Source organism: Kushneria pakistanensis (assembly GCF_014652795.1).
Classification (GTDB): domain Bacteria; phylum Pseudomonadota; class Gammaproteobacteria; order Pseudomonadales; family Halomonadaceae; genus Kushneria; species Kushneria pakistanensis.
On sequence record NZ_BMZM01000002.1, the window covers coordinates 499786 to 522751 of the forward strand.

Below are 22966 nucleotides of genomic sequence, written 5' to 3' on the forward strand. Positions count from 1 at the left end.
TCATACAAGGAATCGGATTATGGCAGATACCACCGTTGGAACCGTACGCGAGTCGATCGATCGCGTCTCATGGGGCAGCATCATTGCAGGCGTGGTGACCGTACTCGCCATCTCCGCCATTCTCTCACTGCTGGGAACAGCGATCGGCTCCAGCGTGATTGATCCGATGTCGAATAACCCCTTTGACGGTCTGGGGACGGCCTTTGGCATCTCCTCTGCCGTATTTCTGATCATCAGCTTTGCCGCCGGCGGCTTTGTGGCAGGCCGACTGGCCAACATTCGTGGCTTTATTCACGGCTTCTTGAGCTGGGCGACTGCAACGCTGATTTCGATGGCGCTGATCGGTTTCGCCGCCGGCAATATCGTCTCCGGCGGTGCCAGCGCCGTGGGATCGATCGTTTCGGGCGCCGGCCAGGTGACCGGCAGCGTGGCGAAGGGACTTGGCAACGCGACGTCGTCACTGGGGGATCAGCTCAGCGAGCACTTTGATTTTGATCCCGGTAGCGAGTCGATGCTGGACGATCAAAACCTTCAGCGTCAGGTCCGTCAGGTGCTGCGCGACACTGATACCGGATCGCTGCAGCCCGAGTATCTGAGCAATCAGGCCCAGGCGGCGGGCGACGATATCCAGGCAGCTGTCCGGCAGCTGGCCAGCAATCCTTCCAACTACGAGGCCATCCTCAACGAGCTGGTCGAAAAGCAAAAGGCGCGCCTTGATAACATCCAGCAGGATATCGACCGCGACGCGCTGGTCAATTCACTGGCCAGCAATACGGACATGAGCGAGTCAGAGGCCGAAGAGTTCGTTGACAATGCGATGGCCCGCCTTGATGACGGCGTCAATCAGATGCAGCAGCAGGTCGACCGGCTGGACGGCTATGTTGATCAGGCGCAGCAGGAGCTGGCCGAGGCCGAGCAGTCACTGCGTGAAAGCGCCGATGAGGCTGCCGATAGCCTTCGCAACTCTGCGCTGATGGCCTTTATTGCCATGGTCATCGCCGCCTTGATCAGCAGCTTTGCCGGTCTTTTGGGCAGCAAAATGAGTGCTCGTCACCGCAGGACCTGAGTCAGCGCGCGGCGTTTTATCGCTCGCCGCTCAACAAGATGTCCACCTCAAAACGCCCGGCTCATGCCGGGCGTTTTCGGTGGTGGCGTACAACGCCAAAAGCCGGTTCGGGACTCAGTAGCCGCGCTGTCGATCCACCCGCCCGAGCATTGGTTCGCCGCGCTGATGGCGGCGCAGGTTCTCCAGCAGTACCGGAAAGGCGGTGTCGGGCTGGGTCATGGCGCCGACGTGTGGGGTCATGAGGATGCGCGGGTCCTGCCAGAAGGGATGATCCACTGCGGGCGGTTCCTCGCGCAGCACATCCAGCACTGCGCCGGAGAGCCGGCCTGTCGCCAGCGCTCTGGTCAGATCGGCTTCCACCAGATGCTCGCCGCGACCCATGTTGATCAGCGCCGCGCCCGACGGCAGACGATTGAAAAGCGTCTCGTTGAGCACGCCGCGGGTAGCGTCGGTCAGGGGCAGCACACAGATCAGGATGTCGCTGGTGGCAAGAAAATCCTCCAGCGCCGCTTCTCCGGCATGGGTGGTAATGCCGTCCATCTCGCGCGGGGTACGCGACCAGCCGCTGACCACAAAGCCATAACCTTTCAAGTGTCGGGCAATGGCGCCGCCGAGCTGTCCGAGCCCCAGAATACCGATGCGACGCTTGCCGGGCGGCACCAGCATGTGGGCCTGCCAGTGATGCTCGCGCTGCTGGCGCACGTAGTCGGCCATGTGGCGATGCAGCCAGAGCGTGGCGAAGGTGGCGTATTCGATCATGCCCTGCTCGATGGACGGGTCAAGCATGCGCACCACCGGCAGTGCGTCGGGCAGTATCGAAGGGTCGAACTGATCGATGCCGGCGGAGGTCGCAAAAAGCACCTCGAGATGGGGCAGCAGGGTTTCGATCGCCTCCGGTGGCTGCCAGGCCAGCAGATAGCGAATGTCGGCCGGGTTGCCGATATCGGGCCACTGGCGAAACTCGATGTCCGGGGCGTGCTCGGCAAACAGCGCCTGCCAGCGTCGGCCGCGGTCGGGGTCGGACTTGTACAGTAGCGCCATGAAGGATGCCTCGCAGTCGTGATCAACGGGTCTCTATCGTGCCCGGGATCAAGGCGCACGCGATACCGTTATGGCATGTCCTGCCGCGTGATCGAGCCGAATTCTGGCGTCCGGACGCAGATTGCGCTGTCGTGGCATCTCTGCAGCGGATCATGCCGTGCAGCCCCCCGGATTCAGCGCGATCAACGGTGACGGGATCAATTACGCGCGGCACCTGAGGCGGCGAGCAGCGTAGGCTGAAACGCATGGCCGAAATGCCCGTTGTGGCCGGGCAGGGATCGATCCCGATCAAGAGGAGCGACAGACAATGCAGCTGACGGATTATTCGAGACTGTGTATTGCTGCACACGGGGTGCTGATGGACCGTGACAGCACAATTATCGAAGGGCTTGCGCCGCTGATGACACAGCTTGCGGCGCCGCCCTCGCGACATGAGGCGCTGGCCGAGTATTTCAGGGCGCTGCATACGCTGACCGATGCCAGCATGAACACGGTCTCGGCGCACTGTGTGGTCTACTGCGCGCTGGCTGAACAGTGGGGGCTCAAAACGCACTGGCAGGACGGGATTGTCTTCGCGGCCACGGTCGACGCCGGTACGCTGTATGAGGATGCGCCGGGCGCGATCCACTATCTGCGCAAGTTCTATCGGCTCACGGTGGTGAGCTCCCTCGATGAGCGCGAGTTTGCCGCCCTGGACGTGCGTATCGGGCTTGAGGCCCATGAGCGGCTGGCCACCGGCAGCTTTGTGGCGGCGCGCGCTGCCATTCATGATCTGGCCTGCGATCCCGATATGCTGCTGTTGAGCGCAGGCCCCACACCGGCGTCGTGTCGCGCGGGCTTTTGTCGCATTGTGCGTTCAACATCGAATGCCTCCGCCGTGGCGGTGCATGACGGCTGGCACTTTACGTCACTGAGCGACTTTATCGGGGCCCATCAGCTTGCCCTGCGTCGCGAAATCCTTTAGACAGGAGAGGCGACACCCCCGCACTTTGGTAGCAGGCGGGCCCGAGGACACAACAACAAGGGCGCTCTATGGTGGGTTCCGTTCGACTCGATCGTATCGATATCAACATTCTGGTACAGCTGCAAAACGATGGTCGCATGACCAACGTGCATCTGGCCGACGCCGTCGGCCTCTCTCCCAGCCCCTGCCTGCAGCGCGTCAAGCGACTGGAAGCCGCCGGCTACATCACTGCGTTTCAGGCCCGCCTTGACCTGGCCAAAATGATGGAAAGTGTGACCGTGTTCACCGAGGTGACGCTATCGGATCACCGCCGTGAGGACTTTCTGCGTTTTGAGCAGAGCATTCGCGAAATCGATGAGCTGATGGAATGTCATCTGATCAGCGGTGGCTATGACTATCTGCTGCGCTTTATCGCTCGCAGCATTACCCACTATCAAAGCGTGATGGAGCAGTTGATCGAACGTGAGATCGGCATCGAGAAGTATTTCAGCTACATCGTGATCAAGTCGCCCATCGTCAAGGAGCAGCTGCCGCTGCGCACGCTGCTGTCGGGGTGACCGGGTCGCGTTCAGGCATCTGACCGACACAAAAAAACCCGGTGGTTTGCCACCGGGTTTTCAATTGTGCCAAAAGAGCATTAGTGCTTTTTAGGTCCGCTTGTCACGTTGCGCGTGTCATGAGTCTTGTAGATATCGAATTCCTGATGGCGGGTATTGCTGCTGTTCCCGAAATGATGGATGGCCCTGTGGTCTGCCGACACCGGACCATACGGCGCTAGGGGCATTCTTCTTCAAGCACGGCAGGGCCATGTTTTCAAGGATCGCCCGCTCGTTGAGCAGTACCTCTCCCGGTCATCCTTAAATGGGTTAAGACAATATTGGATGCCACCTTTCCAGATTACTTTTTTTGCTACCCTGACAACGTGTTATGTCACTGCAGGTGACTGACCACCAATACGATCTGACTCAAGGGAAGACAGCCTGGTGCCCATCGGTCCCGGGTTGCTGAAAAGCGTCATGAACAGGCGCGTGTTAAAAGGAATTAGACAATGCCAGACACCACGATTGGATCAATACGTGAGTCCATTGACCGCGTTTCATGGGGAAGCATCATTGCCGGGCTCGTGACCGTCCTGGCCATTTCTGCCCTGCTGTCACTGCTGGGTACGGCCATCGGGTCGAGCGTGATCGACCCGATGTCGGACAGCCCCCTTGATGGATTGGGCACGACCTTTGGCATTACCTCGGCCGTGTTTCTGGTCATCAGTTTTGCTGCCGGCGGTTTTGTAGCGGGCCGGCTGGCCAATAGCCGCGGTTTCATACATGGCTTTTTAAGCTGGGCGACCGCTACCATCGTGTCGGTCATGCTGATCGGCCTGGCTGCCGGCAAGGTAGCCTCGGGCGGTGCCAGCGCCGTAGGCTCGATTGTCTCGGGCGCAGGCCAGATCACCGGCAGCGTTGCCAGTGGCATGGGTAATGCAGCGGGCTCGCTGGGCGATCAGCTGAGCGATCACTTCAATTTTGACCCGGATGTTGAATCCTCTCTGGAGGATCCACAGCTGCGCAATCAGGTCAATCAGGTACTGCGTGATACGCAGACCGAAGCACTGCAGCCGGAGTACCTGAGCAATCAGGCCCAGGCAGCCGGCGATGACATCCAGGCCGCCGTCAGGCACCTGACCAGTAACCCTTCCGACTATGAAGCCGTTCTCAATGAGCTGGTCGAAAAGCAGAAGGGGCGCCTTGAAAACATTCAGCAGGATGTGGATCGCGATGCCCTGGTCAATTCTCTGGCCAGCAATACAGACATGAGCGAGTCTGAAGCAGAGGAATACGTCGATAACGCCATGGCCCGTCTTGATGAAGGTGCCACGCAAATGGAGCAACAGGTGGATCGTCTGCAAGGTTATGTCGGGCAGGCACAGCAGGAACTGGCCGAGACCGAGCAGTCACTGCGTGAAAGCGCCGAAGAAGCGACCCAGAAGCTTCGCAACGCTGCCATGATGGCCTTTATTGCCATGGTCATTGCAGCCCTGATCAGCAGCTTCGCGGGGCTGGCCGGCAGCAGGATGCAGACGCGTCGCCGTCGTGCCTGAGCCTTTTGCCAGCACCCCCGGTGCATGGCTTAAGCGAATGAAGCAGTACGCTGCTTTACAGGATCACTGCTGAAAACGCCTGTTGCCAACGATCTGACAGGCCTCTCAAACGCCCGGCTTATAGCCGGGCGTTTTATTGGCTCAAGGGTTTATGGGCAGTGACGTTTTGAACCGGTGTGCAGCGCCATGACGATGTATAGTTTTTTGGGAAGCAAAGGCCCACCCGGCAAAAGGCATTGCACAGTACATCGCGTATGGACCGGTACATGCCTGTAGACCTGCCAGTATCGTTTGCCTGCCTTGTATATGGATCGCTTGCGCCACGTCCGGGCCCTTTTAAATGGCACGGGGCCAGGGCCGTTGTTTGTCATTGACCCATGGTAAATATCCTGACGATATCTGTAGCGGGTAGCGGGTAGCGGGTAGCGGGTAGCGGGTAGTCAGGAAAAGGCCGTTGCTGGACGCCGAGAATGCTTGCCAACGCCTGCGGCATGCACAAAAAAACCCGGTGCTGGGCACCGGGTTTTTGGATGACGCCGAGACGTCGCGAATAACGCAAAAACAGTCTTAGCGCTTTTTCGGGTCCAGCTTGTCATCACGATGCGTACCATCGGTTTCATCGATGTCGACTTCGTGATGGCGGACATTTTCGCTGACATGCTCGGTGTGCTCACCGACGTCCTTGCGAATGGCCACTTCTTCGCGCACATGCGCTTCCTTGCTGACCACGGCTTCTTCATCGGTCTCGGTCATTTCGACCGTCTTGTCAGTGAAGTCGGCATCGCTGACATGGCGATCACCGGTGACCGGACGACGCTCGACGGAGACCGATTCATCGCGCAGGGGAACATCTTCCTCGACCCGCTCGTTGACCACGTGGCGACGTACGCGAGTAGTGCCGCGGTTGACGTCACGCTTGCCGATCTTGAGCTCTTCCTCGGACAGGGCCAGACGCTCTTCCTGATCGGTATGGGCAGCGCCGGTATCTACGGCACCGGTGGCGACGCCCGGTGTTGCGCCGGTAGCGGTAGCCGCACCCATGGCGCCAGGCGTATTACCTGTACGCTGGGCATTTTGTTCGTCGATATCGACCGGATCATGCTTTTCCAGAATCGCTTCGATGCGATCAAGGTCAGCGGCCGGGGCACGAACGGCAATCACGGTTGCACCCTGTTCTACATTGCGGTCGTAATCGCTGGTGTCTTCATCATGCTTGCCAAACAGACGCTGCCAGAAGCTGGGCTTGTCATGTTCCTCATGCTTTTCATGAGTGACGGTGCCCTGCTGGGCATGGCGGTTGATGGCGCTGTCGGCAATGCCGGCGTCACGCAGATCGTGCATGGCAGCATCGGCACGTGCTTCGGTGTCGTATACGGCAACAACGAGTTGTTCATCCATGAATATTCTCCTTTAATCGTACCTGGATCGACCTTCGGCCGGTGTAACCTACTCGGTGACATCGTCATCCTGACGTGTAACCACGGCGCGCTGCTCTCGCAGCGTCACCTCTTCGCGCCAGGGCGTCTGACCATGAACGCGACGCACATACACCTCTTCCTTCAGGCGCAGCCGCCGTTCCACCACCAGAACTTCCTCAACGACGGGGATAATGGTGGTATCACCTTCCTGGCGCGTCTCGGGCATCTCATCGACATACTCATTGATCTCGATGCGATCGACCTCGACACGTTCCTGCGCAAGCATTTCCTCGACCATTTCCGTGCGTTCATGAGTCTCGGTGCTGACGCTGACCCTGCCGGTCGTGACCTCACGACGAGATACATCGAGCGTTTCCTCAAGCAGAGGCAGAATCTGCTCTTTATCGGAAGGCGCTGAATCTTTCGTCATGGGAAGCTCCCTTGGGGTTCATGTAGTGTCAGCCGCTTATGAAGCCGGAATGATGCAGGACTTCGCAGGGGACACCCTTCAACCTGGCAGTTCTGACACAGGAAGCGAATCCTTTATTGTTATCTTTGGTATCAACAGGATACATCACAGCATTTACGTGCTTTTTCCGGCTATTTAACGTCGCCTTCAAGCATGATGCAGGTTAAGTATAAGATTCGTAGAATGTATGATTGGTTGTGGCAGGACAGCTTAAACGCATTGCCTTGCGGCAATTAATTACCAGCGGCGCTGGCGGACGCAGGCCCGACCAACATGGCCGTATGATCGGGCCCGCATGACCGGAGCTGCATGACCGAAATTTCATGAACAGGGGCGCCGCAGCGCCCCTGTCAAACCCTGACCATTTGCACGTCGGTCCGGTCAGTCGGTTGCGATCTCGGCCATTACCTGGCCGGCCTCGAGCGTGGCGCCGGCCTCGGCGCAGTGGGTCAGACGGCCATCGGCCTCGGCAGTGATCTGCGTTTCCATCTTCATCGCCTCCATGATGGCGATCACATCACCCTTGGCGACCCGTTCGCCATCGTCGACCTGCCAGGCCAGCAGCGTGCCGCTGATCGGCGCGGTAACGCTGCCGTCATGTGCATCGGATACCTGTTCGGGCGCTGCGGCTGCCGCGCCGGGTGCCAGCTGCGCCAGCAGCGCAGTGGGCAGACCGATGCGGTGACGCTTGCCGTCAATATCGATCATGGCGTGCAGCATGCCGGGCTCGGTGGCCGGACGTTGGCGCTCGGCCCATTCAAGCGTGTCGGTGTCGAACACGGTCTCGATCCAGCGGGTATGCACGTTGAAGCTCTCTGCACCGGTGAAATCGTCATGGGCCATCACCGCGCGATGAAAGGGCAACACCGAGGCCACGCCTTCAATCTCGAAGTGCTCAAGGGCCCGTCGGGCCCGGGCGATGGCCTGCTCGCGTGTTGCCCCGGTGATGATCAGCTTGGCCATCAGGGAATCGAAATGACCCGAGACGCGCCCGCCGCTTTCAATCCCGCTGTCCAGACGCACGCCGGCGCCGGAGGGGGCATTGAAGGTGTCAACATGGCCGGGTGTGGGCAGAAAGCCCTTGGCGGCGTCCTCGGCGTTGATGCGAAACTCGAAGCTGTGGCCGCGCGGCGTCGGTGTCTCGGTAAAGGAGAGCGGATGGCCCTCACTGATGCGCAGCTGCTCGATCACCACGTCCACGCCGCTCGTCTCCTCGGTGACCGGATGCTCGACCTGCAGGCGTGTGTTGACCTCCAGAAACGACAGGGTGTTGTCCCGCGATAGCAGAAACTCGACCGTGCCGGCGCTGACATAACCGGCCCGGGCGCAGATGTCGTGGGCGGCCTGATGAATCCTTTGGCGCTGTTCATCGCTCAAAAAGGGCGCCGGGGCTTCCTCGACCAGCTTCTGATTGCGGCGCTGCAGCGAGCAGTCCCGCGTGCCGACCACTACCACGTTGCCGTGCCGGTCGCCGAGTACCTGGGCCTCGATATGACGCGGGCAATCGAGATACTGCTCGACGAAACACTCACCGCGCCCGAAGGCGGCCTCGGCCTCGCGCACCGCCGAGTGGTAGCACTCGGTGACTTCATCCATGCGCCAGGCGACCTTGAGGCCACGCCCGCCGCCGCCGAAGGCGGCCTTGATGGCGATCGGCAGACCCACCTCGTCGGCAAAGGCCACCACCTCTTCGGCGCCTGCCACCGGGTCCTGTGTGCCGCGGGCCAGCGGCGCACCTACCTCGAGCGCCAACCGGCGCGCCTGGACCTTGTCACCCAGCACGTCGATGGTGGAAGGCTCGGGGCCGATCCAGATCAGGCCTGCGTTCTGCACGGCGCGGGCGAAGTCGGCCCGTTCGGAGAGAAAGCCATAGCCCGGATGAATGGCATCGGCGCCGGCGCGGCGGGCGACGTCCAACAGTTTGTCGATCGATAGATAGCTGTCCCCCGGGCGCTCACCGCCCAGTGCAAAAGCTTCGTCGGCCAGGCGCACATGCAGGGCGTCGAGATCGCCATCGGCGTAGACCGCGACCGAGGCCACACCGTAGTCGCGACAGGCGTGGATGATACGCACGGCGATCTCACCGCGATTGGCAATCAGCACCTTCTTCAGAGGGCGCGGGGCATTGGGAGCATTCATGACGTGACCTCAGGCGGTGCGTTGTCACCGGCAAGCGGTGCGAAACGGGTAATCGGATTGAAGCGAACGGTGGCGCCGGGCGGGATCTGACCGGCAAGATCCAGATGATGCTCGGCCACGCAGGCGATGACCGGGTAACCGCCGGTCAGCGGATGATCGGCCAGAAACAGTACCGGCTGGCCGCTGGCCGGCACCTGAAGGGCGCCGGTCACGGTGCCTTCGCTGGGCAGCTCGCCGTGATGCGCTCGTGTCAGTGAGTGCTCACCATCAAGACGGATGCCGACCCGGTCGGAGCGCGGCGTCACCTGCCATGGCTGATCACACAACAGCGCCAGCGCCTGCTCGCTGAACCAGTCGCTGCGCGGGCCCATGATGATATCGAGCGTGACGCACTCACCGGCGCGGGGCAGTTCGAACGGTGGCATCTCGCCAGGCGACACTGCCGTGACCGCCAGCCCTGCCGTGGACACAACATCGCCGCGCCTGAGCGGTTCGGGGCCGAGTTTTGCCAGCGTATCGGTCGAGGTGCTGCCCAGCACTGGTGTGACCTCAAACCCGCCACGCAGGGCCAGATAGCAGCGAAGTCCGGAGGTGGTGGCGCCCAGGGTGAGGGTATCGCCTTCTGCCAGCTCGATGGGTTGCCAGGTCGCGGCGTCATGGCGCGTGCCATCAAGGGCAGTGATCGAGACCGGAACCTCGGCGCCGGTGACGGCCACGATGACGGGCCGGTGGCAGACCAGCGACAGCCCGCCCTGGGCGCACTCGATGGCCGTGGCATTGGAGGGATTGCCAACGATGCGGTTGGCACTGCGCAGGGCACCCTTGTCCATCGCCCCGGCGCCGGACACGCCCTGGCCGGTCTGACCCTCGCGACCAAGATCCTGAAACAGGCTCTGAAGCCCGGGCTGGCGGACTTCAAGACAGGGCATGGCATCAGTGTCACGGTTCTCGACGGTGCCGGCGGGAACGCTGACCCGCGTCGGAGGCGCATCGGTCACGGTAAAGCGCACCCGCATGCCGGGCTGCAGCAGCGCCGCCGGCTCGCGCTGGATATCCCACATCGCAAGTGGAGTGGTACCGATCAGCTGCCAGCCGCCGGGGCTCTCGGTGGGGTAGATGCCGCTGAAGGTACCGGCCAGCGCCACGGCACCGGCCGGAATGCGGGTGCGCGGCGTGGTGCGCCGGGGCACGTCAAAACCCGCACCGCCGGCCAGATAGGCAAAGCCTGGCGCAAAGCCGCAGAAGGCGACCTGATACTCATGCTCGCCGTGGCGGCGGATGACCTCATCGGTGCCCATGTCGAGCAGCCTGGCCACCTCATCCAGATCCTCACCGTTATAAAACACGGGGATCTCGATCAGCTCGCCTTGTCGGTGACTGGCATCGCTGACGGGGCACGCCATGAGCATTCGGGTGAGCTGCGCGGCACTGATGCGCGCCGGGGTGAAGTAAATCAGCAGGGTGCGCGCCGCCGGGATGATGGTGGTGACGCCGTCGATCGGGTGGCGATGAAGGTGATCAAAAAGCCCCAGCGCCTGCGACAGGTCATCGAGTTCGATCAGCAGGGCGCTCAGGTTGACGGGAAGTATGTTCACAGAGGCTCCTGAAAGCGTGCCGTGCCGTTCATGAATGCGGGCCTGCAAAGGCGCGCAGCGCGACGCCTGCAGCGGTCAGCCTCTGGCGCACGGCGCCGGCCAGTGCCATGGCGCCGGGGCTGTCGCCGTGAACGCAGATGGAGTCGGCATGAAGGGCAATGTCGTGACCGTCGATGCACTCAATCACGCCCTCACATACCAGACGCTGCATGCGCGCAGCGACAAGGTCGGCGTCATGCAGCACCGCACCTGCCTCGCGACGCGATACCAGCGTGCCATCAGCATTGTAGGCGCGATCAGCAAAGGCCTCGGCGGCCGTGTTGAGGCCGGCGTCGCGGGCCCATGTCACCAACGGGGCACCTGCCAGGGTCATCAGCACCAGCGAGGCATCCACGTCCTGGATCGCCTCGATCACGGCCTCGGCCTGGCGCCGGTCGTGGGCGATGGTGTTGTAGAGCGCCCCGTGCGGCTTGACGTAGCGCACCCGGGTGCCGGCGACGCGGGCCAGCCCCTGCAGCGCGCCGATCTGATAGATGACGTCGGCGTAGAGCTCATCACTGGCGATATCCATGTTACGCCGGCCAAAGCCCACCAGGTCCGGGTAGCTGACATGAGCACCCACGGTGACGCCGTGTTCGGCGGCGGCCCTGAGCGTGCGCAAAATGCCGCTCGGGTCGCCGGCATGAAAGCCGCAGGCGACGTTGGCGCTGGTGACGATGCCGAGCATGGTGTCGTCATCGCCCATGCGCCACTGGCCAAAGCTTTCACCCAGATCGCTGTTCAAATCGATGGAGGACATGCAGGGCTCCTTGTTCAGGCAGTCGGTGTCAGAAAGTCAAAGATCGGACCGATGGCGTTAACGCCCATATACCAGGTCAGGGCGCAGACCACGGCACCGGCGATCAACAGCCCGCGCGGATAGCGATGACCGTGCATGAGATCTGCTCTGCGCCAGGCCACATAGACAAACAGCGTCAGCCCCACCGGCAGGATCAGTCCGTTAAAGCCGCCCACAAACACCAGCAGTGCCGCCGGCGGTGTGCCGATCGACACAAAGGCCACCAGCGAGATGAGGATGAATACCAGCGTGGCCCGGTTGCGTACGCCTTCGCTGATGCCGGGGCGAAACGCGCTTAAAAAGGTCATGGAGGTATAGGCCGCCCCGATGATGCTGGTAATGCCGGCCGCCCACAGGATCAGACCAAAGGCGCGCAGACCCAGCTCGCCGGCGGCGGCCTGGAAGGCCTGGGCGGCGGGGTTGGCGCTCTGACTGGAGACGTCGATGACCACGCCGCTGGCGACCACGCCCAGAATGGCCAGAAACAGGATGTAGCGCATCAGCCCGGTGACCAGGATGCCGCGCAGGGCGGCCCTTGAGACCGTCTCGACGTTGTCGACGCCGCCCAGGCCGCGGTCCAGCAGGCGGTGGGCGCCGGCATAGGTGATATAGCCACCGACCGTGCCGCCGACGATGGTGGTGATGGTGGCAAAGTTGATGGTATCGGGCATCACCGTCTGGCGCAGCGCCTCGCCCACGGGCGGGCTGGAGGCAAATGCCACGAACACGGTCATGGCCAGCATCAACACGCCCAGCACGACAATGATGCGGTCGATGGCAATACCGGCGCGTTTTGACAAAAAGATGCCGGCGGCAATGACGGCGCTGAGCAGCCCGCCCCATGTGGTATCCAGCCCCATCAGGGCATTAAGCCCCAGACCGGCGCCGGCAATGTTGCCCACGTTGAAGGTCAGCCCGCCGGTGATGATCAGAATCGCCAGCAGATAGCCGCTGCCGGGCAGGGCGGCGTTGGCAATTTCGGGGGCGCGCATGCCGGTGACGGTCACTACCCGCCAGATATTGAGCTGCACCACCAGGTCAATCAGGATCGAGGCCAGAATGGCGAAGGCGAAGGCCGCCCCCATCGTGGCGGTAAAGGTGGCCGTCTGGGTAATGAAGCCGGGGCCCACGGCCGAGGTCGCCATCAGGAAGACGGCGCCGATCAGCGAGGCGCGTCGGGATCTGACCAACCCGGGGTCGGTTGCATGTGCCATGTCAGGGAAGCTCCACAATCGGATTTGTTGTCATGTCTGATAGCAACTTGCATGCCACAAGTGAGGAAAGTCGCCAGGGTTGTAGCGCTGATCGTCACTTATTGTTCAACAATACAAGCGCAGGCAGAGGACAGATATTCGACTTGTGTCCCATCACGGGGCAGAAAGCGCCGTGCTCGCACCAGATCGGTGCGCGCCGCGCGCTTGCCGTAGGCGACGTTAATCGCGAACATGCATGGACAACGCACAGGGCATGATCGGGAAGCATGAATGAAAAGGCAGGCGGGAGAGGGCAGGGGCAGTACGCTCAATGAGACGCTTTGCGACGAGATTCGGCGCCTGCTGGTGGATGGCGCGCTGACGCCGGGGCAGCGACTGTCCGAGAGTGCGCTGAGTGAGCAGCTGGGTGTCTCGCGCAATACGCTGCGCGAGGCCTTTCGCACGCTGGCACATGAGGGGCTGGTCACCCACGCGCCCAACCGGGGGGTGTTTGTGACCACACCCGACATGGCCTCGATTGTCGATATTTACCGGCTGCGCCGCTTCATCGAGTGTCGCGCCCTGAGCGCGGCCTGGCCCAGCCATCCAGCGGTAAGGGAAATGCGCGCGGCCGTAGAGGAGGCCCGGACATGTCGCGAGCAAAGGAACTGGCAGGCGGTGGGGTCAGCCAACATGGCCTTTCATGGCGCCATTGTGGCACTGGCGGATAGTGCACGGCTGGACGTCTTTTTTCGCCAGATCTCGGCCGAGCTGCGCCTGGCCTTTGGCCTGATGTCTGACAAGGAGTGGCTGCACGGGCCCTATGTCGAGATGAACCAGCAGGTGCTGGAAACCTTTGAGGCCGGTGACACGACAGCCGCCGTCGCCCTGCTGGAGCAGTATCTGGCCCAGTCCGAGCGCACCGTACTGGCGGCCTGGGCCCGTCAGGCTGCGCCCTGAGGGTAGCCACGATACCAAAAGGCCCCGCCATGACTGGCGGGGCCTTTTTCATGCAGCCTTTCTGGTGTTACTGCCGCGTAGGCGACACCTCAGGCGTTGGCGTGCTCGGGCATCTCACGTGCCGTATCGTCTCTCTGCTCGGTCAGGGCGCGCTGGCCGGCATTGATCGGGATCTGGCGTGCGCGCTGTCGTTCGGGAACCACGCGCAGCAGATCAACGATCAACAGCCCGTTTTCAAGCCGTGCGCCCTGGATCTCGATGTTTTCGTCAAGGCGGAAGGAGAGCCGAAACGAGCGTTTGGCGATGCCGCGATGCAGATACGTGACACTTGAATCGTCGCCGTCACTGTCGTCGCGACCACCGGTAATGGTCAGTACGCGGTTTTCAACGTTGACGTCGAGCTCCTGCTCGGAGAATCCTGCCGTGGCCACCGCAATGCGATAGTCATTGTCGCCGTGCTTTTCGACGTTGTAGGGCGGATAGCTGGGCGCGTCGTTGTGCATGGCCTGTTCGAACAGATCATTCAATCGATCAAAGCCGATGCTGCGACGAAAGAGCGGAGAAAGGGTCATGGTGTTCATAAAACCTCCTGATGGACAGCAAAGTTCGTCACTACCGTGATTGAGGACTCGCAGACCCGCATGGGCGGCATCTGCGCTCGCGTCAGCAGCTCTGATGGAGCCTGTTGTCGCGACATTATGTTAAATAGTGGCGCCTGGCGGCATTTCAAGTCCTTCCTGGAAAAAATCCTGTCTCTTTTTTGCCAAACGTCACTGGTCGGGAAAATAGGGCCGGCATGAAGCTTTTCAAGAGGACATTTCAAAAAATATCGGGGCCGTGCGGGCGGGCATTGATATTGTCCTGCCGAGGACTTCTCTTTTGGCGCGCAGCGTCGATAATCATGAAATCACGACCACCGGAAACCACGACATGAATCAGCCCCACGTTCACGGCCCGAACTGCCAGCACGATCACGATCATCATGAGCATGGGCACGTCCATGGGCCGAATTGCAGCCATGGCGCCCGCAAGCCCGTTCGCAATGCGTTGAAGGATCTCGGGCGTAACGATCCGTGCCCCTGCGGCAGTGGCAGGAAATACAAGAAGTGTCACGGCGGCTGAATCCGTCGGCAGATGCGACAGGGATCTACAAAAAAACCGGCGCCCAGAGGCGCCGGTTTCTTTTATGGCCAGGAATCAGTCAGGGATCGCCCCGAATGATTCAACCGATCAGAGCTTGCCGCTGAGGACTTCTTCAGCAGTGACCTGACGGTTGGTGACCGAGCTGGTCCACTGACCCCAGACTTCGGAATCGATGGTGTCGCCGTTGTTGCCCAGATTCTCAAGACGCTTCTTGTCTTCGTCGGTGAGGACCTGTTTGGCCAGCGGCTGCAGATGCTTGACATCATTCACGCTCATGCCGAGCTTCTCGGCAACACGGTTGCCGTAGTCGTCATGGACCATCCAGAAGTGCCACAGCATGCGTTCCTGCACGTCGCGTTCGCACTGACTGAGCATGTCGCCCATGTTGAAGGTCAGGTCTTCACGCTCCCAGTCCTGCATGGTGTTGTAACGACCGCGCGCCTGCACGTAGTCGTTGCGACGCTCCAGCACGCTGCGGGTCAACGCGCCGCGGATTTCAGGCGGGTTGTTGGGCTCTTCGCGGCTGGATTCCTGCAGGCCGTTGTGGATCGACGGCTCGAAGTTGATGTGCGGGTTCTGCCCCTGGGCCACGCCCTGCTCATAGGCCATCTGACCGTCACGCTGGTTGGTGGCAACGCGTGCGTTCTTCGGCTGGTTGACCGGCAGCTGCAGGTAGTTGGGCCCGATACGATAGCGCTGGGTATCGGAATAGGAGAACGTACGACCGACCAGCATCTTGTCGTCGGAGAAGTCCAGACCGTCAACCAGCACGCCGGTACCCATGGCGATCTGATCGTTTTCGGCAAAGAAGTTCTGCACGTTGCGATTGAGCGTCATCACACCGATCTTGCGCAGCGGGAAATCGTTTTCCGGCCAGATCTTGGTGTCATCCAGCGGATCCCAGTCAAGCTCGGGATGATCGTGGTCTTCCATGATCTGTACGAAGACGTCCCACTTCGGATAGTCGCCGCGCTCGATGGCGTCATACATATCCTTCGAGGCCGAGCCCAGATCCTGACCCTGTACCTTGGCGGCTTCCGCCGCAGTCAGGCTGGCCACGCCGCAGTGCGGGTGGAAGTGGTACTTGACCAGGCAGGTCTCGCCCTGGGCATTGACCATCTTGTAGGTGTTGACGCCAAAGCCTTCCTGGTGGCGATAGGAGGCCGGAATACCGCGCGGGCTGAACAGGTGCGTCAGCATGTGCATCGCTTCAGGCGTCTGGCTCATGAAGTCGAAGATGCGGTTGGGTTCCTGACGGAAGGTGACCGGGTCCGGCTTGAGCGAGTGGATCACGTCGGGGAACTTGATCGCATCACGAATAAAGAACACGGCCAGGTTGTTGCCGACCAGGTCCCAGTTGCCATCTTCGGTGTAGAACTTCACCGCGAAACCACGCGGATCGCGAGCGGCTTCCGAGGAGTCACGGCCACCGATAACGGTCGAAAAGCGCAGGGCCAGATCGGTTTTCTTGCCGGCTTCCTGAAAGAGCTTCGCGCGGGTGTACTTCGACGCGGGCTCATCACCGATCATGCCGGTGGCTTCAAATTCACCGTAGGCGAGGAAGCCGCGGGCGTGTACTACACGCTCGGGGATACGCTCACGGTCAAAATGGCTGATCTTCTCAAGGAACTGATAGTTTTCAAGCGTCGCCGGGCCGCGGCTGCCGACCGTACGCTGGGACTGGTTGTTGGTGACAGGGTGACCCTGCCGGTTGGTCAGTTCGTTATCTCTATCTGACATGCCTTTCTCCTCTTTTGACATCCTGTCCGGGTCGTATCCGGCACCGGTCACGAGCGGCCCGGAATGCGAAAGGTACCACGGTACCCTCATGTATTAGTTCTATCGGGCAGTAAAGATCAAGACTATGACAGGCCCTTTGCCGCTCAGGGGAACGGGCCTGTCGTCCGGGCAGACGATGTTTCACGTGAAACATGAATGGCATCGACTCTTCGCCGCTGCCTCATTTCGAAGGTTTGACGCCTTAAAGCGCCATCACAAGCTGGGTCAGCACATGGATGACCAGTCCGATCAGCCCCCCCACCAGCGTGCCGTTGATGCGAATGAACTGCAGGTCGTTGCCCACGTTCTTCTCGATCTGGGCGACGATCTCGTCACTGTCGAGACTGTCCAGATAGCGCTGAATGTAGGCATCGATGCGCGGTCCATTGCGCTCGACCAGGGCAGGCAGCAGCGTCACGGCCTGTTCGTTGAGCCACGCGCGCGCCGGAGCATCCTGTTCGAGGGTGCGCGCGTAATACTCGATGAAATGTTCAAGCCAGGCCCGTGACTGTGAATCGCTGGCTTCCAGATCCTGGGCCAGCCAGTCCATCAGTTCCTCCCAGACGCCGGTGACATAGTCGCTGAGCCGATCATTATCGAGAATGTCATCGCGCAGCCGGTCAAGGCGCCGGGCGAAGGCCGGGTCCTGGCGAACACGCTTGATGAAGGCAGCAAACTGTCGATCCAGATGATGGCGCAGTGGGTGGTCGGGGTCCTCGCTCACCTCGCTGATCAAGCGCGCGCTCTGCTCGACCACGCGCTCGTTGATCATCCAGCCCGCCAGTCGATGCATGCTGATCTCACGGCCCATTACCCGCGGATTAAAAAGCTTGAAGACGGTGCCGGTGATGAAGGTCTTGACCCGCTCCTGGTTGTCTTCGACCTCCAGCCAGCGCGAGAGTCGCGCCAGCGAATCATCCAGCAGGACCTGATGGCGCCCCTCGGCGGCCAGCACGTTCAGCGCACTGCCCATCAAGCGGGACGTGTTGATGCGGCCCAGATGATGGCGCAGGGTACGGGTGAGAAAGTCCCGCGCGGCACTCTGGCGCACCGCTGCCAGCGAGGTGCTCATGGCCTGGGTCAGGCGCTCGGCGACCATGGCGCGCCGCTCGGGGCGCGACAGCCAGCTCACCAGGGCACCGGCCACATCAAAGCGCCGGACGCTGTCACGCACGTAGGCTTCAGAAAGAAAGTTCTCACGGATAAAGCCTGACAGGCTGCGCCCAAGCCGCGCGCGATTGCGCGGGATGATCGCCGTATGAGGAATTTTCAGCCCCAGCGGATGGCGAAAGAGCGCCGTGACGGCGAACCAGTCGGCAATACCCCCGATCATCGCCGCCTCGGCGAAGGCCGAGACATATTCAAGCGCCGGGAAACGCGCCTGATACCAGGTGCTGACAATATAAAGCAGCAGTGCGCCAACGAGACACAGCGTGGCGATGCGGCGTCGGTCGTGATATGGCTGGGTCAATCAGACTCTCCCTGTACAAAATGGCCTGTCGAAAGCTTAGCTCAGTGCAGGACACCCTTATACGTTGGCCGCCCATTGGCGCGCAGCGGTTGTTGTGCCTGCCCGAGCCGGTCAAACTCGGTGCAACAATGCATCAACGCCTGCCGGGGAGAGGACTCTTTCCGATCCCGTGACAGGTATCCTGCCCCCACACGTTTTCAGATGACGATGGAAGAGACGGCATGACCGATACATCGGATAACCGCACAACGACAACCTGCCCGGAAGCGCCGAGCCTGAACTTTCGACTTGGCGCACTGGGCGCTGCCATACCGCTGATATTTTTTGTCGGCTGGGCCGTTATCACCAGTGTGCTGGGGCTTTCCTCCGAGATTGGCCTGGTCATGGGCGCCCTGTTTGGCCTGACGCTGGGGCTCTTGTTTTGCAAAAGCCGCTGGGAGGCGTATGCCAGCGGCCTTTTCAGCGGCATGGCCCAGCCCATCGGTGTTGTGGCCGTGGTGGCCTGGTTTTACGCCGGCATGCTCGCGCAGGTACTGCAGACCGGGGGGCTGGTAGAGGGCCTGGTCTGGCTGGGTGGCATATCGGGTGCCTCCGGCGGCGCCTTTGTGGGGCTGACCTTTGTACTGGCGGCAGTGTTTTCTACCGCTGTGGGCACCGGCTACGGCACGACGGTGGCGTTTAGTACGCTGATGTACCCGGCCGGTGTGGCGCTGGGCTGTGATCCGGTGGTGCTGTTTGGCGCCATTCTGGCCGGGGCCATCTTTGGCGATAACCTTGCCCCGGTCTCGGACACCACCATCGTCTCGGCGACCACTCAGAATGCCGATGTCCCAGGCGTAGTGAAAAGCCGCTTCAAGTATTCGATCATGGCGGCCGTCCCGTCACTGGTGCTCTTTGTGTTGCTGGGCAATGCCAGCAGCGACCTTGAGGGCGGCAGCGCCGCGCTTGAGGCGATGATGGCCCGGACCGACCCGATCGGGCTTTTGATGCTGATTCCCTTTGCGCTGGTGCTGGTGCTGGCCCTGCGCGGTCATCATCTGATCACCTCACTGACCTGGGGAATCGTTTCGGCCTCGGTGTTGATCGTGGTGGCAGGACTGGCTGCACCAGGCGACATCATGGCCTTTGATTCCGATAGTGATGCGGTGGTCACGGGGGCGCTGGTGGATGGTGTCAGTGGCTACGTCAACATGGCGATTTTGATTCTACTGATTGTGGCCACGGCACATCTGCTCAAGCTTGGCGGCACCATGAGCGCCATCACGAAAGGCCTGACGCGCTGGATCGGCGATTCCGTGCGTCGTGCCGAGCTTGCCATCTGGGGCATCGTGGCGCTTTTGAACTCGGCGATCACCATCAATACCGCCGCCGAGATTGCCGCTGCCCCCTTCGTGCGCGAGCTGGGCGAGAAGTACCGTATTCATCGTTATCGCCGCGCCAACATGCTTGACGCCGTGACCTCGGCACTGGGCTATATCTTTCCCTGGGGGGCGCCGGTGCTGCTGGGGTGGGCCACGATTACGGCGATGCAGCACCAGTATGACTGGCTGCCGATCGTGGCCCCCACCGAGGTGTTCCCGTTTGTCTTCCACGGCTGGTTTCTGCTTTTGATCATGTTGTTTGCTGCCGCCACCGGCTGGGGACTGCGTTTCGAGACGCCCGAGGAGCTGGCGCAGGCCAGTCCGACACGTTGACGACATGGGGAATCACGATAACGCTGGCAATCAGTGCGTAATTCCCCTATGTTGGCACTCCTCTTCGCACGGGCAGGCCGTTGGCCTGCCTCCGTCATTCGAAATTCCCCCTGCGCTGTCACGGCGCTGTCGCTCTCGCGAAGAAGACGCCAGCATCCGATAGCGCCATGAGACAACCTGTCGATGTCATTTTCCCAACTTGGGCTGTCGCCCGAGCTTTTGCGTGCTCTTGAAGATGCTGGTTACCAGACACCTTCCCCCATTCAATCCAAGGCCATTCCGGCCTGTCTTGAAGGTCGCGACGTGCTGGCAGCGGCCCAGACCGGTACCGGCAAGACCGCAGGCTTCACCCTGCCGATTCTGGAGCGACTCTCACGCGAGCCTCAGGGTCACAAGCGTCCGGTGCGTGCCCTGATTCTGACCCCGACCCGCGAGCTTGCCGCTCAGATCGGGGAGTCGGTCGAAAAATATGGCGTGCACCTCAAGCCACGTCTGAAAAGCGATGTGGTTTACGGTGGCGTCAAGGTCAACCCGCAGATCGCGCGACTGCGCGATGGCGTGGATATCCTGGTCGCCTGCCCGGGTCGCCTGCTGGATCTGGTCAATCAAAAGGCCGTACGTCTGGATCAGGTCGAAACCCTGGTGCTTGATGAAGCCGACCGCATGCTGGACATGGGCTTTATCCACGACATCAAAAAGATCCTGCGTCTGGTGCCGAAACAGCGTCAGAACCTGCTGTTCTCCGCGACCTTTTCAAAAGAGATCCGCGAGCTGGCCAATACGCTGCTGGACAACCCGGTCAGCATCGAGGTGGCGCCGCGCAATACCGCGGCCGAAAGTGTGGATCAGTCGATCTACATGGTCGAAAAGCCCCAGCGCATGGCGCTTCTGACCCATCTGATTACCCATCATCAGTGGTCACAGGCGCTGGTCTTTACGGCCACCAAGCACATGGCCAACCGGGTCACCCAGCATCTGCAAAAGGCCGGCATCACGGCAGCGGCCATTCACGGCAACAAGAGCCAGAATGCCCGTACCGCGGCGCTGTCCGGCTTCAAGAGCGGTGAAGTGCAGGTGATGGTGGCCACCGACGTGGCCGCGCGCGGGATCGATATCTCCGAGCTGCCCAACGTGGTCAACTTCGAACTGCCCAAGACACCGGCCGACTATGTCCACCGCATCGGTCGTACCGGCCGTGCCGGCGCCAGCGGGCAGGCCGTGTCACTGGTCATGCCCGATGAGCGCGGTCAGCTCAAACAGATCGAGAAGCTGATCGGTCGTGCCATTCCGGTGGCTACCGCTGAAGGCTTTGATTTCACGCGCGCCGTGCCGGAAACCCCCGATGAGCGTGAGCAGCGCCCGGGTGGCGGTCAGCGTCGTCAGGGCAGCGGTCAGGCGCGCAATAACAACGGTGGCGGCGCTCGCAATGGCGGCGGTGCCGGCCGCGGCGGCGCAGGCAATCGCACCCGCAGTGGCGGTGGCAGCACCAGCGGTGATGAGCAGGCGCGCCCGGCGCGTCGTCGGCGTCGCAGCAGCCCGCGCTCGTCAGGCAATAGCGGTAGCGGTAACCGCTGACCGCGCGTTGTCCCTGTGTGGTGATATCAACCGTCTGCTTCGGCAGGCGGTTTTTTTATGCACGCCTGACAGTGGACGGCCGGCACGGGCGGTGGCATGGTCGCTGACCCTATTTCCTGTAAACCTGCCCCTGGCAAGTTGTCCATATCAAACAAGAGGCGTGTGAGCATGCGTGCAGAAAGCAGTCCGGGTGTACTGACCCATGAGCAGCAGGCGCGCCGCGCGGCGTTGGGCAGTTTTGTCGGGGCGGTGGTCGACTGGTATGACTTTCTGCTCTACGGCATCGTGGCGGCGCTGGTCTTCAATACCCAGTTCTTTCCCAATGTGAGCCCGGCGGCCGGTACGCTGGCGGCGCTGGCCACCTTCGGGGTGGGCTTTCTGTTTCGACCGCTGGGCGGCATCGTGTTCGGACACTTCGGCGACCGGCTGGGCCGCAAGCGCATGCTGGTGCTGACCGTAATGCTGATGGGGGTGGCAACGTCCCTGATCGGGCTGCTGCCGACCTACGCCGCCATTGGCGTCTGGGCGCCGATACTGCTGGTGGTGCTGCGTGCCCTGCAGGGCTTTGCCGTGGGTGGCGAGTGGGGTGGTGCTGCGTTGATGGCGGTCGAGAGCGCACCACGTCATCGGCGAGCGTTTTACAGCAGCGGCGTGCAGGTGGGCTATGGGGTGGGGCTGATTCTGGCCACCGGCAGCGTCTCGTTTTTAAGTCACTATCTGGATGATGCCGCCTTTCAGAGCTGGGGCTGGCGGTTGCCGTTCGTGTTCTCCATCGTGCTGGTGGCCATCGCCTTCTGGGTACGCGCAGGACTTGAGGAATCGCCCGAGTTCAGGGAGGCCGTCGAACAAAAGGCGCAGGCGCCCGCCCGGCTGCCGGTGCTTGAGGCATTGAGCCGTCACCCGAAGGCGTTTTTACAGATCATTGCCCTGCGTCTGGCCGAGCTTTTCACGATGTATATCGTGACCACCTTCGCGCTGAGCTATTCGACCAGCCATCTGGGGCTTTCCCGCGAGCTCTTTCTCAATATCGGGCTGCTGGTAGGTGCCATCAGCTGCGTGACCATTCCACTATTTGCGATGCTGGCCGACCGCTTTGGCCGGCGACGCGTTTACATGATGGGGGCACTCATTGGCGTGCTCTGTGCCTTTCCCTTTTTCATGGCGCTGGAAGCACGTTCGATCGTCTGGATCGTGTTCTTTGCCGTGATGCTGGCCAACATGGCCCATGACATGGTGGTGAGCGTGCAGCAGCCCATGTTTGCCGAGCTTTTCGGCACGGCCTATCGCTACAGCGGTGCCGGGGTGGGCTATCAGGTGGCCAGTGTGGTGGGTGGAGGATTTACGCCGTTCATTGCCGCGGCGCTGGTGAGCATGGCCGGTGGCAGCTGGCTGCCGGTGGCCCTTTACCTAGCCGTGGGCTGCGCCCTGTCGGCGCTTGGAGTCATGAGTATCCAGCGCCACCGCGCTGACTGAGGGCATCATCATCCATGGCCAGCGTGCTTTCAGAGGTATCCTTTCATGGCGGG

General features: G+C 61.5%; 19 protein-coding genes. 9 read left to right on the forward strand and 10 right to left on the reverse strand.

The features are described 5' to 3' along the window. Positions 1-19: 19 nt before the first annotated feature. Positions 20-1066, forward strand: coding sequence for a CAP-Gly protein (locus IE123_RS07700; RefSeq protein WP_189516797.1), 1047 nt, complete (start codon positions 20-22; stop codon positions 1064-1066). A gap of 114 nt (positions 1067-1180) precedes the next feature. Here IE123_RS07700 and IE123_RS07705 read toward each other — a convergent pair whose 3' ends face one another. Beyond that, positions 1181-2107, reverse strand: a complete 927-nt coding sequence (locus tag IE123_RS07705; protein ID WP_189516799.1) for a 2-hydroxyacid dehydrogenase — start codon at positions 2105-2107, stop codon at positions 1181-1183. 307 nt (positions 2108-2414) lie between these two features. Here IE123_RS07705 and IE123_RS07710 point away from each other — a divergent pair, with 307 nt between their 5' ends. The 3 genes from IE123_RS07710 (at position 2415) to IE123_RS07720 (ending at position 5166) form a co-directional block, all read left to right on the forward strand. Then, positions 2415-3071 carry a hypothetical protein gene (locus tag IE123_RS07710; RefSeq protein WP_189516801.1) on the forward strand — a complete coding sequence of 219 codons (657 nt, stop codon included), beginning with the start codon at positions 2415-2417 and terminating at the stop codon, positions 3069-3071. A gap of 68 nt (positions 3072-3139) precedes the next feature. Beyond that, positions 3140-3628, forward strand: a complete 489-nt coding sequence (locus tag IE123_RS07715; RefSeq protein WP_189516803.1) for an Lrp/AsnC family transcriptional regulator — start codon at positions 3140-3142, stop codon at positions 3626-3628. Between the two features lie 491 nt (positions 3629-4119). Then, positions 4120-5166, forward strand: coding sequence for a CAP-Gly protein (locus tag IE123_RS07720; RefSeq protein WP_189516806.1), 1047 nt, complete (start codon positions 4120-4122; stop codon positions 5164-5166). Between the two features lie 567 nt (positions 5167-5733). Here IE123_RS07720 and IE123_RS07725 read toward each other — a convergent pair. The 6 genes from IE123_RS07725 to IE123_RS07750 form a co-directional block, all read right to left on the reverse strand. Further along, entirely contained in the window at positions 5734-6564 is an 831-nt protein-coding gene (locus tag IE123_RS07725; protein ID WP_189516808.1) for a YsnF/AvaK domain-containing protein, read from the reverse strand. 48 nt (positions 6565-6612) lie between these two features. Further along, positions 6613-7014, reverse strand: coding sequence for a DUF2382 domain-containing protein (locus tag IE123_RS07730; protein ID WP_189516809.1), 402 nt, complete (start codon positions 7012-7014; stop codon positions 6613-6615). Between the two features lie 420 nt (positions 7015-7434). After that, on the reverse strand, positions 7435-9192 hold the full coding sequence (locus IE123_RS07735; RefSeq protein ID WP_229819659.1) for an acetyl/propionyl/methylcrotonyl-CoA carboxylase subunit alpha: 1758 nt from the start codon (positions 9190-9192) through the stop codon (positions 7435-7437). Beyond that, positions 9189-10787: a 5-oxoprolinase subunit B/C family protein gene (locus tag IE123_RS07740; RefSeq protein ID WP_189516810.1), complete on the reverse strand. Its 1599-nt coding sequence runs from the start codon at positions 10785-10787 to the stop codon at positions 9189-9191. Before IE123_RS07740 ends, IE123_RS07735 begins: the two co-directional genes overlap by 4 nt. Positions 10788-10815: 28 nt before the next feature. Beyond that, a complete protein-coding gene (locus IE123_RS07745) occupies positions 10816-11586 on the reverse strand; it encodes a LamB/YcsF family protein (RefSeq protein ID WP_189516811.1) in 771 nt (256 codons plus the stop codon). A 14-nt stretch (positions 11587-11600) separates the two neighbouring features. Then, a complete protein-coding gene (locus tag IE123_RS07750; protein WP_189516812.1) occupies positions 11601-12839 on the reverse strand; it encodes an NRAMP family divalent metal transporter in 1239 nt (412 codons plus the stop codon). 270 nt (positions 12840-13109) lie between these two features. Here IE123_RS07750 and IE123_RS07755 point away from each other — a divergent pair, with 270 nt between their 5' ends. Then, on the forward strand, positions 13110-13778 hold the full coding sequence (locus IE123_RS07755) for a GntR family transcriptional regulator (RefSeq protein ID WP_189516813.1): 669 nt from the start codon (positions 13110-13112) through the stop codon (positions 13776-13778). Positions 13779-13867: 89 nt separating this feature from the next. Here the strand turns inward: IE123_RS07755 and IE123_RS07760 are convergent, their stop codons facing one another. After that, positions 13868-14359, reverse strand: coding sequence for an Hsp20 family protein (locus IE123_RS07760; RefSeq protein ID WP_189516814.1), 492 nt, complete (start codon positions 14357-14359; stop codon positions 13868-13870). A gap of 349 nt (positions 14360-14708) precedes the next feature. Between IE123_RS07760 and IE123_RS07765 the strand changes: the two genes are divergently transcribed. After that, positions 14709-14900 (forward strand): SEC-C metal-binding domain-containing protein, encoded by a 192-nt coding sequence (locus tag IE123_RS07765; protein ID WP_189516815.1) that lies wholly within the window; start codon positions 14709-14711, stop codon positions 14898-14900. Between the two features lie 108 nt (positions 14901-15008). On the opposite strand, the gene IE123_RS07770 is transcribed toward IE123_RS07765, so the two are convergent. Then, positions 15009-16661 carry a catalase gene (locus IE123_RS07770; protein ID WP_189516816.1) on the reverse strand — a complete coding sequence of 551 codons (1653 nt, stop codon included), beginning with the start codon at positions 16659-16661 and terminating at the stop codon, positions 15009-15011. A 241-nt stretch (positions 16662-16902) separates the two neighbouring features. Further along, the gene (locus IE123_RS07775) at positions 16903-18171 is read right to left on the reverse strand and encodes a DUF445 domain-containing protein (protein WP_189516817.1); all 1269 of its coding nucleotides are present in this window, start codon (positions 18169-18171) and stop codon (positions 16903-16905) included. A 221-nt stretch (positions 18172-18392) separates the two neighbouring features. Between IE123_RS07775 and IE123_RS07780 the strand changes: the two genes are divergently transcribed. The 3 genes from IE123_RS07780 (at position 18393) to shiA (ending at position 22913) form a co-directional block, all read left to right on the forward strand. Then, positions 18393-19865 carry a Na+/H+ antiporter NhaC family protein gene (locus IE123_RS07780; protein WP_189516818.1) on the forward strand — a complete coding sequence of 491 codons (1473 nt, stop codon included), beginning with the start codon at positions 18393-18395 and terminating at the stop codon, positions 19863-19865. 183 nt (positions 19866-20048) lie between these two features. After that, the gene (locus IE123_RS07785; RefSeq protein ID WP_189516819.1) at positions 20049-21440 is read left to right on the forward strand and encodes a DEAD/DEAH box helicase; all 1392 of its coding nucleotides are present in this window, start codon (positions 20049-20051) and stop codon (positions 21438-21440) included. 168 nt (positions 21441-21608) lie between these two features. Next, a complete protein-coding gene (gene shiA, locus IE123_RS07790; RefSeq protein ID WP_189516820.1) occupies positions 21609-22913 on the forward strand; it encodes a shikimate transporter in 1305 nt (434 codons plus the stop codon). The last annotated feature ends 53 nt before the right edge of the window (positions 22914-22966 follow it).